General features: G+C 33.2%; 14 protein-coding genes. All 14 read right to left on the minus strand.

The window, feature by feature from the left end:
• Positions 1-22 precede the first annotated feature (22 nt).
• The gene (locus HO345_RS06345) at positions 23-1,273 is read right to left on the minus strand and encodes a glycosyltransferase family 2 protein (protein ID WP_010697218.1); all 1,251 of its coding nucleotides are present in this window, start codon (positions 1,271-1,273) and stop codon (positions 23-25) included.
• A 352-nt stretch (positions 1,274-1,625) separates the two neighbouring features.
• The gene (locus HO345_RS06350) at positions 1,626-2,927 is read right to left on the minus strand and encodes a protoporphyrinogen/coproporphyrinogen oxidase (RefSeq protein WP_010697217.1); all 1,302 of its coding nucleotides are present in this window, start codon (positions 2,925-2,927) and stop codon (positions 1,626-1,628) included.
• 6 nt (positions 2,928-2,933) lie between these two features.
• Positions 2,934-3,806: an NAD-dependent epimerase/dehydratase family protein gene (locus HO345_RS06355; RefSeq protein WP_155237480.1), complete on the minus strand. Its 873-nt coding sequence runs from the start codon at positions 3,804-3,806 to the stop codon at positions 2,934-2,936.
• 1 nt (position 3,807) lies between these two features.
• Positions 3,808-4,347, minus strand: coding sequence for a dTDP-4-dehydrorhamnose 3,5-epimerase family protein (locus tag HO345_RS06360; protein WP_010697215.1), 540 nt, complete (start codon positions 4,345-4,347; stop codon positions 3,808-3,810).
• Positions 4,347-5,675: a lipopolysaccharide biosynthesis protein RfbH gene (gene rfbH / locus HO345_RS06365; RefSeq protein ID WP_010697214.1), complete on the minus strand. Its 1,329-nt coding sequence runs from the start codon at positions 5,673-5,675 to the stop codon at positions 4,347-4,349. Before rfbH ends, HO345_RS06360 begins: the two co-directional genes overlap by 1 nt.
• Positions 5,668-6,732, minus strand: coding sequence for a CDP-glucose 4,6-dehydratase (rfbG, locus tag HO345_RS06370; protein WP_010697212.1), 1,065 nt, complete (start codon positions 6,730-6,732; stop codon positions 5,668-5,670). The genes rfbH and rfbG overlap by 8 nt, the downstream gene beginning before the upstream one ends.
• Before the next feature lie 2 nt (positions 6,733-6,734).
• A complete protein-coding gene (rfbF, locus tag HO345_RS06375; RefSeq protein WP_010697210.1) occupies positions 6,735-7,511 on the minus strand; it encodes a glucose-1-phosphate cytidylyltransferase in 777 nt (258 codons plus the stop codon).
• A complete protein-coding gene (locus HO345_RS06380) occupies positions 7,508-8,734 on the minus strand; it encodes an ABC transporter ATP-binding protein (protein WP_010697209.1) in 1,227 nt (408 codons plus the stop codon). The genes rfbF and HO345_RS06380 overlap by 4 nt, the downstream gene beginning before the upstream one ends.
• A 6-nt stretch (positions 8,735-8,740) precedes the next feature.
• Complete coding sequence (locus HO345_RS06385) at positions 8,741-9,598, minus strand: ABC transporter permease (protein WP_253684537.1); 858 nt, start codon at positions 9,596-9,598, stop codon at positions 8,741-8,743.
• A 144-nt stretch (positions 9,599-9,742) separates the two neighbouring features.
• On the minus strand, positions 9,743-11,557 hold the full coding sequence (locus HO345_RS06390; protein WP_253684538.1) for a sulfatase-like hydrolase/transferase: 1,815 nt from the start codon (positions 11,555-11,557) through the stop codon (positions 9,743-9,745).
• A 175-nt stretch (positions 11,558-11,732) separates the two neighbouring features.
• Complete coding sequence (locus HO345_RS06395) at positions 11,733-12,032, minus strand: nucleotidyltransferase family protein (protein ID WP_010697199.1); 300 nt, start codon at positions 12,030-12,032, stop codon at positions 11,733-11,735.
• 3 nt (positions 12,033-12,035) lie between these two features.
• On the minus strand, positions 12,036-12,461 hold the full coding sequence (locus tag HO345_RS06400; RefSeq protein WP_253684539.1) for an HI0074 family nucleotidyltransferase substrate-binding subunit: 426 nt from the start codon (positions 12,459-12,461) through the stop codon (positions 12,036-12,038).
• Between the two features lie 28 nt (positions 12,462-12,489).
• The gene (locus HO345_RS06405; RefSeq protein ID WP_253684540.1) at positions 12,490-12,966 is read right to left on the minus strand and encodes a hypothetical protein; all 477 of its coding nucleotides are present in this window, start codon (positions 12,964-12,966) and stop codon (positions 12,490-12,492) included.
• Positions 12,954-13,262 (minus strand): nucleotidyltransferase domain-containing protein, encoded by a 309-nt coding sequence (locus HO345_RS06410; protein WP_010697195.1) that lies wholly within the window; start codon positions 13,260-13,262, stop codon positions 12,954-12,956. The genes HO345_RS06405 and HO345_RS06410 overlap by 13 nt, the downstream gene beginning before the upstream one ends.
• Positions 13,263-13,343 lie beyond the last annotated feature (81 nt).

Below are 13,343 nucleotides of genomic sequence, written 5' to 3' on the forward strand. Positions count from 1 at the left end.
TAATCAATTATAAATAGGTTTATTACATTTTAAGATCCTCAAAATTTATGTTTTTATTTATCAAATCCATAACCATTCTTGATGCTTTTTGCATTGTCATATTGGGATCATCATTCCAAGAAACACATAGGTTAATATCGCTTTTTATTGAAGCTTTAGTTATAAAGTATTTTTTAGTAAAAGGAATGCGTTTTAAAATATATCTGGCACAACGCCAAGGAAAAAAAAGTATACATCTTATGAAATTCAAAATTTTTATATAAATAACAGAAATTTTACTATATAATTTAACAACTGTTATATTACAATTATTTACTTTTATTACTTTTAACAAAGCATCATATTTATTTGGTTCTTTTGCATATTTAATATTTGCAAGTATAGATGAAAACATTTTAACTTTAAAAAAAGAAGAAAAAAGTTTTTCTACCTTTAAGCTTGGAATAGCTTCCATAATAGTCAATAAGGAATCCAATAAATACAATTCCAGAGACTTTATAGTAAAATCTCCTGATTCAGGCCGCAATTTAAAATTATTACTCCATGTTTCCTCTCTGAAAGCTGTCTTAGGTGAGGTACCAACCCAACCTAAAGGAATTTCTGAACGTAGAATCTTTTCTGAAAATAAGATAGATATAGCAGCAAGGGTAGCATCTTGAATTGTATATGAATGTAGAAAGAAACCTTTCCGTTTTTGTCTTATCTCATCTATCATTGATTTATGAAAAAGGGATGTGGTATACATTTGAGGTAAATCAAAATATCCACAGGGTAACTTTCCACATAATGCCTTATACATCTCTTTTTTTGCAGATAATATTTTATATTTATCCTCTGCAAAATAAGACACACATACATCTCCATGTTGTTCTTGACAACCATTCCAAAAATAATATCCACGCCTACTTGAAATAGCATATATTTTCTTTGATTCAGCAATTGCAGTGAGTTTATCAGCTAAAGTAAAAAAATATGGTTGAATGGCATCGTCTCCCCCTAAATACATCTGCCATGTTCCTACAGCATGAGATTGAGCCCAATCAAAATGTTCGGCGATAGTAAAAGGGCGAGGCACGTGAAATATTTTTACATTTTTATGGTTGATTGTATCTACATATTCAGTAGTACCATCATCGGATTGATTATCACTTATAATTAATTCATAATCTGAATAATTTTGTGATAAAACAGAACTAACGGCTGACTCAATATAAGGCCTTACATTTTTTACCGGTAATATAATTGAATACCTTGGTACAATTTCATTTTTCATAAATACTATCCTTTATTTTTTCACAAAAAATCATTTTATGTCTTTTTCAAATATAATTATTTTTTACTTCTGCCTATTAAATCAATGACTTCCTTATATTCAAATTAGGATAACTCCATATAATATCATCATCGTATTCTAAACACTTCAGCACATTTATATAATATAATAGCATCTCCTAAAACTCAATAAACCGTATACGCGACCTTTTTAAATTAAAATTTCACACTGAATTTTCTGAGATCATTCTAAACTTATCCATGTATCCAAAAGGTTTACGTCCTTTCTTACATCAGCAACAATATCAAACATACTTCAGTAACACAGCGTACCAATTTAGCTTATTGTTTTTCTAGCTGGAAATGCATTGTACATATAACTCCTTAGAAATATTATATCCACTCATAAAACTTTGATCACTCCATAAGTAATCCCAATTTCCAAATCTACCTGCAGTACGAATGCCTTTTGATAAGATATACTCATAACACAATTTTCTATATTTTTCAATATTATGATAAAAAATTACATTTGCATATTTTATGTGTCTTAAATCCGTAAAAAGAATATCCCGCTCTTTTGCAATTTTCATATTTGCAAGTGACTGCACGGTTTTATTTATGAGTTCTTTGTCGGAATACCTAAGAGGCATATTTTTACTGTAGTAAATCTCACATTGCAAGGAACTTGCTCCATTCGGAACATTTGCCAGAGACTTTATACTTGGAGAATGAGCTCTTGCAAAAGGAATATCTTCATCATATACATAAAACCACAATGCAGGAATATCTACTATTTTATTAAAGCCTATTGAAACCAAACAGATAGAACTTGCCTGTAAATTTGAGGCAGTTTTCTTTATTGAGTCGGATACTGAATCACACATAAAACATAATTCAGGCAGTGGAATAGTACTGATCAAATTTTGATATGCGCATAGTGAACCATCACTGAATTCAATGTGTTTTAAGTCCGTATTTATTTTTATTGCTTTTTTTCTGTATTGTATATCCAGACTGTCAACGATATTCGCCAAAAAAGTTTTATAAGCACCCTTCTCGGGATAACGCATTTCCTTTGCATAATATGTGTTTGGAGTCTTATCCGTAAATGCCCCTCGTAATACCTCATCCAGAGTCGGAATATAAAGTCGATTCCCACACCATGCACAGTTTAACTGTTCAGGCTTTGCTGCCCAGTATTTTTTTGTATATTGTTCAGGATATTTTTGTGCAAAATATTCCCCAAATTGCGCAACAAGATAATCACGATAGTTTTTGGGATTTCGTTTTTTTTCAGATCGGTTTATAAAACTCTTTATAATTTTTATTCGTTCCTCTACAGGAAGGGCGAAGCAATTATTTTGAATAGGGTGACGAACCCAAAAACCGTCGGTATAATTTTTTGCCTCGGGTTTATGTTCTATATGCGGTATTTTATAAAAAATATCCTGTACCATTTTTATCTCTGAAAAAGATAGATGAACAGCTTTATCAAAGATAAAATCATATTTTTCAAATGAACCACATAACCCGCCCCATGTTTTATCCTGTTCAAATACAACCGTATCAAAATCATTGTTTAAAAATGCGGCATATGCGGCTCCGATTCCTGCAAAACCGGCACCTAAAATAACATTTTTATATGCTTCCATATACTTTTATTCTAAAAATGTATGTATAATACTATTCTTTATATCGGCATCTGCCGTCAAGTATTTTTTTTTGATGCTGTTACATAAAGGCGGTTTCATTATTTCATTTTCACGGTAACATATTTTACCCCAATTAAAAAAACCTCTTACCCCGCAAGCATCTTCAATAATATTACCTAAATCTTTTAATTTAATTTCTGAGCCCGCAATCTGGATTACTGCATTATCAAAAAAAATATCATTTTCTATATTGGCGATAATATATTCTACCAAGCTATCAACATAGGTAATATCCAAAATTTGTTCACCAGGAGAAAGATCTATCATTTTTTTATTTTTACATGCTTCAACAAGTAAATTAACTATTTTCTTACGTATATCATTCGGACCAAACGTATCACATAACTCAAGTGTTTTTGACATAATACCGTCTTTATTATACCAACGAAGAATATCGTAAAAAGCCTGCTTTGTTGCTGCATACAAATTAGCAGGATTATATAATTCGTTATTAATATGCTGCCAACGTGTACCGAAATTTAGTATCTTAGATACTCCGCTTCTTTTCATAGCTTCCAAAATATGCATTCCAAAACATATATTTGAATCCAAAATAAGCTGTACATCGTCTTCAGTATGTTTGTTTATGTATAAAGTTGCCAAATGAATTAGCAAATCAGGTTTACTTTCTTGTAAAACTTCATATATATCGGAATAGGTTGAATAATCATAAGTAGTAATACTCCCTTTATAATTTTCAAGATGTTTTAAACCTGATGTCTTTCTTTTTAAAACAGCAACAGTATGTCTTTGAGTTAAAAGAGCAGGGACAAGATTTGAACCGATAAAACCTGTTGCACCCGTACACAATATTTTCATACTAAAATACACCTTTATAATAATGTATATCAGGGAAAGAAGCATCTCTTTCAGAAATAATAGGTTCAGCTATATTCCAATCAAAACCAAAGGATTTATAATGTATACCGCAGTCATGTTCCTTTGAGTAACAACTTGTCTGTACATAATGAACAATAGACATATCTTCCCTTGAAGCAAAACCGTGAGCTATTCCTTTTGGAATATAAAGATAACAATCATCTTTTCCTGATAGTTCTACTGAAAACCATTTCCCATATGTTTTTGAATTCTCTCTTATATCCAAACAGACGTCAGTAATTTCTCCCTGTATTACATATACCATCTTAATATGATCATGAGGAGGAATTTGGAAATGCATACCTCGTATTACATTTTTTTTATTTATTGAATAATATATTTCTTTAAAATCAAAGTCAAGATTCAGAGTTTTAAATTCTTCTTGCGTGAAAAGTTTCTTAAAAGAGCCTCTACAATCTGAAAATATATTATTTGTAAGTATAAAAAGCCCTTCAATGGGAGTTTCTTTTTTTTCTATCATTATATAATCGACTTTATCACCTGCACCATCTTATCAAGCATGTCTTTTGTCATACCCGGATATACACCAATCCAAAAGCTGTTGTTCATAATCTTATCCGTATTTTCAAGGCTACCTACGACACGGTATTCATCGGTGTTACGTATCTGATCAAAACATGGATGCCTTATCAAGTTTCCGGCAAACAGTGCACGCGTTTGTATTTTTTCGGTTTCTAATTTTTCAACAATCTTATTCCGCTCTTCATTTGTTTTACATGTTATCATAAAACCGAACCAACTTGGATTTGAAGATTCTATCGGCTCGGGTAAAATCAGTTTATCTTTTAAGTCTAATAAATTATCTTTTAAATACTGCCAATTATGACGGCGTTTTTTTACAAAAGACGGAAATTTTTCAAGCTGAGCACAACCTATTGCAGCCTGCATATCGGTTGCTTTTAAATTATAACCTAAATGGCTGTATACATATTTATGATCATATCCTAAAGGAAGCTGTCCATATTGTTTATCAAAACGATGGCCGCAACGATTATCCTGCCCCGAAGCACATACACAATCTCTTCCCCAATCCCGCATTGAACGAATTATCTTATGAAGCAAAGGGTTTGAGGTATAAACAGCCCCGCCCTCTCCCATCGTCATGTGATGAGGCGGATAAAAACTGCTGGTTCCTATATCTCCCCATGTTCCGGTAAATTGAGTTGACCCGTCTATTGTATAAGTAGAACCTAATGCATCGCAGTTGTCTTCAATGAGCCAAAGATTATTTTTCGTACAAAATTCTTTGACAGCCTTTAAATCAAAAGGATTACCAAGAGTGTGGGCAATCATAACAGCCTTTGTCTTGGGCAAAAGAGCTGCTTCCAACGCACTTACATCAATATTATATTGCGGTATTGTAACATCTACAAAAACAGGAACAGCTCCGTATTGCAGGACTGGAGTAACTGTTGTCGGAAAACCGCAAGCTACGGTAATAACTTCATCACCTCGTTTTATTTGCCTCTTACCTAGCAAAGGAGAGGTTAAGGCCATAAAGGCAAGCAGATTCGCAGAAGATCCGGAATTAACCAAAGAGCAATGTTTAACATTTAAATACTCGGCCAATTTTTTTTCAAATATTTCCGTATATCTTCCAGATGTAAGCCAAAATTCCAAAGCACTATCAACAAGATTAATCATTTCTTTTTCATCAAAGACACGGCTTGCATAAGGAATACGATCGCCATCTTTGTATTCAGGTTTTTGCATATACTTGCCGTAGTAATCTTTTACAGTATTGAGTATAAAATTATTAGCCTCATCCTTTGTCATGTTTTCAAACATTGGTTAATCCTTTAAAGTATTCCACTATCTGCCTATCAGTTATCTCTCTAGGAGATACACCATTTATTACAGCTTTTTCCCATTCTACAACTTTTTCAATAGCCATTCGTATATTCCAATGAGGTCTCCAACTTAATATGTTTTTTGCTTTTGTATTATCAAGTTTTAAAAAGTTTGCCTCGTGCGGAGCATCAGTTTCTGCATTAGTTTTCCATGCGGCTCCGTTTCCCCAAGCTTTACAAAAAATATCCGAAAGCTCACCCGTTGTAACATTGCTTTCTTCATCAGGACCAAAATTGTAAGCTCCTTCCTGCTTTTTGTTTCCATATTGTGCTTTTGCTAAAAGCAGGTATCCGTATAAACATTCAAGAACATGCTGATAAGGACGAGTTGAATTCGGATTCCTTAATACTATTGTTTCACCATTTTTAATAGCTCTGATACAATCAGGTATTATTCTGTCTTCGGCATAATCTCCGCCGCCTATAACATTTCCGCTTCTGGCTGTACTTATTGCACATTTATCAGGCTCAGTAAAGAAAGAATTTTTATAACTGTAGGTAACAAGTTCACTACAGCTTTTACTGTTTGAATAGGGATCAAAGCCGCAAAGATTTTCATCTTCGCGGTAACCCCAGCACCATTCTTTATTTTCGTATACCTTATCGGTAGTAACATTTACAAAAGATTTTACGGAATTACATTGCCTAACCGCTTCCAAAATATTTACGGTACCCATAACATTCGTACTATAGGTTTCAACAGGTTCTTTATAAGAAAGACGAACCAAAGGCTGCGCTGCAAGATGAAATATAACATCCGGTTTAGCAGCCTTTACAGATTCAACTAACTTTACACCATCACGTATATCTCCTAAAATAGAAACTATATTCCTATTCGTTTCTGTTAGTTCATATAAAGAAGGTGTAGTTGGAGGCGCAAGAGAGTAACCTGTAACTTTGGCTCCTGCATTAATTAAGATTCGGCAAAACCATGTTCCCTTAAAACCTGTATGGCCTGTAATAAAAATACATTTATTTTTATAAAAATTAAGCATCTCTACTTCCAAACCTTCCAAGGCGGATTATCGGAATCCCACAAAGCATTTAATTCCATTTTTTGTTTTAACGTATCCATAGGTTTCCAAAAACCTGTATGCTTATAAGCCTTTAATTGGTTATCCCGAGCAAGCCCCTCCAATGGTTCTCTCTCAAAAATGGTCGAATCTCCTTTTTTAATATAGTCAAAGACTTCAGGTTGGCAAACAAAAAATCCTCCGTTTATCCAACTGCCGTCACCTGCAGGTTTTTCCCTAAATTCGGTTATATCGTCAGTACTATTTAAACTTAAAGCACCAAACTTACCGTCAGGCAATACAGCAGTAAGGGTTACCAACTTTTTATTTCTTTTATGAAAGTCCAACAATTCAGGTATATTTATATTTCCTACACCATCCCCGTATGTCAGCAGAAAGGGTTCATTACCGATATATTTTTGAACTCGTTTGATTCTTCCTCCGGTCATAGTATTAAGACCTGTATCAACCAATGTAATTTTCCATGGTTCCGAGTCTGAATCGTGATAGGTAACATCATTAGAAACCAAATCTACTGTAATATCGCTTGAGTGCATATAGTAGTGATAAAAATAATCCTTTATATAATAAGACTTATATCCGCAACAAATTATAAAATCATTATATCCATAATGAGAATATATCTTCATTATATGCCAAAGAATAGGTTTTCCTCCTATCTCTACCATAGGCTTAGGCTTTAAATCGGTTTCTTCCGAAAGGCGTGTACCCAGTCCGCCCGCTAAAATTATTGTTTTCATTTTATTTGTTTACTCTTCCATATATCTGAATTTCTTGAAGCAACAGAAAAATATATAGCAACACCATGCTCATCAGGATTAACAATCCACATAGTATTCTTAATAGATAAACTTAAGCTTATATCATAAGTACCAGGAGGCAACATTCTAGGATAGATATAAAATTCAAAGACATTCACACCAGTATGCAAATCATAATTTTCACCTTTCAATGCAAAAAGACAAACATTATCTCTATAAACCAATATCCAAAAATCTATGTTTGGCAGAATCTCTTTTATATCCGCTTCAAGCAAAACTTTATATGACGATTCATAATCAAGTGAATCATTAATTACTTTACCTGTATTATCTACAATACTAATACTATTAGGGGTAAAATATATATTTTCTATAGATCCAGCATTCTCCCACTTTAATATAGGTACTTGGCTTTCAGCTCTGCCACTATATATATCCAAAACTTTATCAATACTATTCCCTTGAAACTTCAATCTCCCCTTCTCAAGAATGACTCCCTTATTACAAAGCGCTTTTACCGCTGCCATATTATGGCTTACAAACAATACTGTACGCCCACGTGAAGTAGATAAATCACTCATCTTCCCAATAGCCTTCTTTTGAAACTCTGCATCTCCGACTGCCAGCACTTCATCAGCTATCAAAATATCGCTATCCAAATGAGCAGCAACCGCAAAAGCAAGGCGGACATACATCCCGCTTGAATACCGTTTTACCGGCGTATCTATGTGCTTTTCAATACCTGAAAAATCTATAATCTCATCAAGTTTACGGTCAATCTCCCGTTTTTTCATGCCAAGGATTGCTCCGTTTAAATAAATATTTTCCCGTCCGGTAAGTTCACCATGAAACCCCGTACCTACTTCCAGTAAGCTTGAAACCTTTCCTCTTATTTTTACAGTCCCTTCAGTAGGTGTCGTAATACGGGAAAGAACTTTTAAAAGAGTTGATTTACCGGCTCCGTTTTTGCCGATTATACCGACCCTGTCCCCTTGCTTAATATCAAAAGTTAAATCTTTTAATGCCCAAAATTCGGTATTGGAGACTTCATACTTATCAGCCCCTATTTTTCCATGAGGGTCTTCTTTTCCTTTTTTTAAAGCCCACCAGCTCTGAATGTCTCTAAAAAGAGCACCATTGTTTATTACTCCAAGTTTATACATCTTAGAAAGATGTTCTATCTTTATTACAGTATTTGACATTTTAATCTACACCACATCAATAAAGTTACGCTCATTTTGATTAAACATAATAAGCCCTATAAACAAAAAGAAAAAAGTCAGCAAAATACTCGAAATAATTGCTTGCAAGGGAATCCCTCCAGATCCATAAAACCAAAACCTAAAAAGTTCAATAGGAGCATTCATGGGATTAGCATATAAAACCCAATGAAACCTTTGAGGAATTTGAGATACCGGATAAACTACAGCCGTGGCATACATTGCAAGATTTAAGGCAAAATTTACGAGGAGTCTTAAATCCTTATACTTAGTTGTTAAAGCCGATATAACCATCCCCATACCCGTTGCAACAGCTGCAATCCAAATCAAAATAAGAGGAAAAAGAAGAGCTAACAAAGAAGGTTTTAAAATGACGGAAGTTACTAAATAATAAACAAAAAAGCCCATTAAACACAAAAATTGAATAAATATTTTTATAAGTTTTCCTGCTATACTACTAACTGATACTGTTAAGCGTGGAAAATATACTTTTCCAAATAATCCAGCATTATCGACAAAGATATTTGTCGCATCGGTAAAACAGCCTGCAAAAAAAGACCATAGCATTGTTCCGGCATAATAAAATAAAATATGAGGAACCCCATCAGTGCTTAATTTTGCCAGATTTCCGAATACGAAAGCATACATTACCGTCGAAATAAGCGGGTTTATAATAAACCACAACGGTCCCAAAATTGTTTGTTTGTACTGCGTAACAAAATCCCTCTTTATAAAAAGAGCAATCAGATCCCTATATCTTATTACTTCGCGGATGGGTATATCCAAAAGCTTACGCTTTGGTTCTATAATTAAATCCCAAGGTTCTTCTGTTTTTGTTAGAGTCATAAACTGTTCCTTAAAAATTATTCAAAATATTCCCACGCAGGCATGATTTCTATTCCGTATTATATGTCAATACCACTGACATAAATAAGTTGATACCATCGACATATTTATGTCATTACAAATGGCATATAACTATACTTATTTTTACTTCAATGGAGTATTTTTCTTATTTAATAACTCATTCCTATAAAAATAGGATTTAGAATTAATAAATTCATTTAACTGTTTTTCACCATATTGTTCAAGTAAGGTAGGTTTATTTGAAAACAAAGACCTTCCAATTCCTAAACCGCCCCCATTATATTCAATTCCCAAAGATTCAACTATTGTGGGAAAAAAATCAAAAGTTGCAAAAGCTCTATTTTTGCTAAAAGCAGCTTCTTTTTCGGTATTTATGAATACATTATAAGCATGTCTCTCATAATGGGATTTGTTCTGAGTATATAAATCACCGCCCATATAAAGATGATCGCCTAAAATAATTATAACAGTATCATCATAAAATTTTTGCTCTTTAATCCAGTCTAGAAAATTCGCTACTCTTTTTGAGGTACATGCAAACACATTATGAATCTGATTTATATACTTTTTTTCACAATCCTCATCCATATATCCTCCTGTAGAATGAGTATCTTCTAAGAATACAGAAAACATAAACGGTCTATCATCATTACTAAGCTCTATTAACTCTTCTTTTGAATATTCAATTATTTTTTTATCTTCAATTCCCCACCATACATGATAATCTTTTGGAACATAGCCGTTTTTTTGATAATATTTTAAATCTTTTATTTCAAAATTACCATGCGTTTTCAACAAAGCACGCAAGCCGCCAAATTCTGCATCAGCCCCCATAACAAAAGACAATACATAACCGTTATCTTTTAATAAATCTCCTAATCCATACGCACCATTAAAAAAATGCTCAGTATATTCATAACTATTTTCGCCTATAGGAAGAGTAAGCGGAATGCCTAAATGTGTACAACAAAGAGATGCCATTGACCATCCCGTTCCGGCAAGCTGCAATTGGCCGCCTAAACCATCATTATGACTAAAAGAAATATTTTCTTCAGCAAGCTGAGAAAGCTCCGGTATTAAATTTACACCCGGATTTGCAGTACTTGAAGCCTCAGCTTCCATGGATTCCAAATAAATTAAAATAAGATTCTTCTTTTGTTCAGGAAAATTAAAAGTTAACGTTTTGGGGTCAATATAATGTTTTTCATAAAATGAGGAATTTTCTTTTAATGCTACCCTGATAAAATCAATAAGTTCGAATTTATAAATAAATGACCAAACAGAAAGAAGAACAAATATCGATAACATAATTTTACAGTGCTTAATATAAATAGGAAAAATCCTTCTTGCCCGCCCCCTGCCATCTCCCAACCTAACAGTAAACTGAACCTTTTTCCAAATAAAAAAACAATTTAACAACAAAACAATAATAGGTACACCTAATACAAGGAAGATAAAATTCATTAAAATCAGTGAGCTTGTTCCGATTATAGGCATACTTAACGTAAACAACATCTGTTCAAGGTTTAGGGCAGGGAAAAATAAATAAAGATATATGGAAATCATTATAAAACCGGTATATAAATATACAAGCACAGCCGAAAACACGTTTCTATCTGTTGAAAAAGTACATGAAATCTTTTCTTTTTTCAAATTCAAAATATGAATCAAAAAAATAAGTAGGATTTCACAAGCGGCAGCAGCAACAGTAAATTTTAAAATAAATCTAAAATTTAAAGAAAATAATTTAAAACTTATGTGGATAATAGTTATCTTTCGTATTATCCCTATCGCCATACATGTTATGATTTGAGATATAGCCGTAAATATAAACGATAGCCGAAGCACATTTGAAAAAGCCATTCTGTTACGATTTAAAATATAATAGCAACCAAACGAAATCGATAGTAAAATCAAAAAAGAAACTAAATAATACATATAATAACACCTCGATTAATTACAGCTTGTTTAATCATTTTTTTCTTCTCCTAAAAATTTACATATCATTTATTTGGCTGTAAAAGTATCAACACCAATACAAGGGTGTTTACCACCCCTACAATAAGGAATTTACCAAGTTTAATATCAATCAATTTCATAAACTTAATTTTCTTTACTTTAACACCACACCGTACTTATCAATATGCTTGATTAAATCTTTATGATTCAATTTAGAATAAGCAACAAAATCAAAAAAATAAGGCAAGCATGTTTCTTCCTCAATTTCCGACTTTAAATGTGCAGCCAAAAAAGAATCTACTCCATTTCCTTTTAAGGCAATATCTACATCCGAACCCGGCTTATATGTCCCTAAGGCACGGGAACCGAATAAAACAGCTTCTTCGATTTCGCTATACCTTGCAATATAGTCTAAAATGATTTTGATATGTTCTTCAGGCAAGCCGTACTGCATAAGTTAAAGCTCCGCTTGCAGTGTATTATGCAGCTTTTTAACTTCAGGTAAAAAACTTTCAATTACAAAAACATTAAGATCTTCAAGAATAGAAACATCATAGATATGACTTGTATGATTTCTAATTTCAAGAGCCTTTAGCCAAACCTCGCCATTTTCAATCATTCCATCTTGAAAGGCTTGACGGAATGCTCTCTTTCCCGTTTGGACTTCCGTATACCCTTCATTTTCAAGATAGTCTTTTAAAACCTTCCATGAAAGTTCTATGAGAATTTCAAAAGCCTGTACCAAGGCCATCTGAAAAGCATCATAATATTTTGAGCCTTTTGGATGCACCTTAACATCCGAACACCTATCCTTAAATACGGTAAAAGCTTTTTCAAAATTTTGAAAACGCTGTTTCCAGCGTATATTTTCGGTATTGGTCATTATATATTATTATATCTTCCTTACAAATTCAACTTCCAATAAAATCGCCGGCTGCTTTTATAAGAGGCTGATACAAGGTATAAAAACGTTCCCAAGAAAAAAAAAGGAGGTTTATAGCTTCAACAACATCTTCTTCTCGTTCAGGATACTCGTGGGCAAGATTATTCCTAAGGGCCCTAAAAAACTGCCAATCATTTACGGAAGACAATAAGCCTAATTTTTCAAGTCTATTAAGTATATCAATAAATGCTAGGGCTCTATCATCGTTTTCTAAGGCCTCGTAGAGAGCAGGAATTAATCTCAGTCCGATACAATCCTGTAATTTTGCAAACCTGTATAAAAATTGATCTAAAACGGCAACCCTATCATCATCAAAAGAATTTATACTGTTTTCGGTAAGGGGAAAAGAAGGTTTTAAAATTTCTAAAGCTTTTAAAATTCTCGCTTCGTGTTTTTCACACTCGTCTTTTGCAGAAATAAGCTTTAATCTCTCTACTTCTCCCATAAAATAATTCCATCCCGATAGGCGTTTTTTACGATAAGCCTTTTATCCTCTACCCCGCATGAAGTGATAAGATCAATCCTCTGCTCTCCTAGCTTGGCTTGAATTTCGGCTAATGCATTAATCTTTTCAGTAAATGCCAAAGAAACGGCGGAAGGAGTTTCAACCAATAGATCTATATCTCCGCCTTTTTTACCGTCATCAGCACGGGAACCGAAAAGAATTATCTTAAAAACTTCAGAAAAATTATTACAAATTGTATTTACTATAATATCTTTCGACCTTTCATCTAAACGCATAACGGCCCTATACTATTTACTTAAAAAATATCCTTTACAGTCAGCTTGAAAGGGGTCTGCACATAAAAAAAGCTCTTTTTT

It is taken from the genome of Treponema denticola (genome assembly GCF_024181645.1).
In the GTDB taxonomy this organism is placed as follows: Bacteria; Spirochaetota; Spirochaetia; order Treponematales; family Treponemataceae; genus Treponema_B; species Treponema_B denticola_A.

Excerpts from the sequence above, each read along its gene's own strand:
- HO345_RS06355 (WP_155237480.1), bottom strand. The coding sequence starts at position 3,806 with ATGAAAATATTGTGTACGGGTGCAACAGGTTTTATCGGTTCAAATCTT.
- HO345_RS06395 (WP_010697199.1), bottom strand. The coding sequence starts at position 12,032 with ATGCAGTACGGCTTGCCTGAAGAACATATCAAAATCATTTTAGACTAT.
- HO345_RS06360 (WP_010697215.1), bottom strand. The coding sequence starts at position 4,347 with ATGATAGAAAAAAAAGAAACTCCCATTGAAGGGCTTTTTATACTTACA.
- rfbF (WP_010697210.1), bottom strand. The coding sequence starts at position 7,511 with ATGAAAACAATAATTTTAGCGGGCGGACTGGGTACACGCCTTTCGGAA.
- HO345_RS06350 (WP_010697217.1), bottom strand. The coding sequence starts at position 2,927 with ATGGAAGCATATAAAAATGTTATTTTAGGTGCCGGTTTTGCAGGAATC.
- rfbH (WP_010697214.1), bottom strand. The coding sequence starts at position 5,675 with ATGTTTGAAAACATGACAAAGGATGAGGCTAATAATTTTATACTCAAT.
- rfbG (WP_010697212.1), bottom strand. The coding sequence starts at position 6,732 with ATGCTTAATTTTTATAAAAATAAATGTATTTTTATTACAGGCCATACA.
- HO345_RS06345 (WP_010697218.1), bottom strand. The coding sequence starts at position 1,273 with ATGAAAAATGAAATTGTACCAAGGTATTCAATTATATTACCGGTAAAA.
- HO345_RS06400 (WP_253684539.1), bottom strand. The coding sequence starts at position 12,461 with ATGACCAATACCGAAAATATACGCTGGAAACAGCGTTTTCAAAATTTT.
- HO345_RS06405 (WP_253684540.1), bottom strand. The coding sequence starts at position 12,966 with ATGGGAGAAGTAGAGAGATTAAAGCTTATTTCTGCAAAAGACGAGTGT.
- HO345_RS06380 (WP_010697209.1), bottom strand. The coding sequence starts at position 8,734 with ATGTCAAATACTGTAATAAAGATAGAACATCTTTCTAAGATGTATAAA.
- HO345_RS06385 (WP_253684537.1), bottom strand. The coding sequence starts at position 9,598 with ATGACTCTAACAAAAACAGAAGAACCTTGGGATTTAATTATAGAACCA.
- HO345_RS06410 (WP_010697195.1), bottom strand. The coding sequence starts at position 13,262 with ATGCGTTTAGATGAAAGGTCGAAAGATATTATAGTAAATACAATTTGT.
- HO345_RS06390 (WP_253684538.1), bottom strand. The coding sequence starts at position 11,557 with ATGTATTATTTAGTTTCTTTTTTGATTTTACTATCGATTTCGTTTGGT.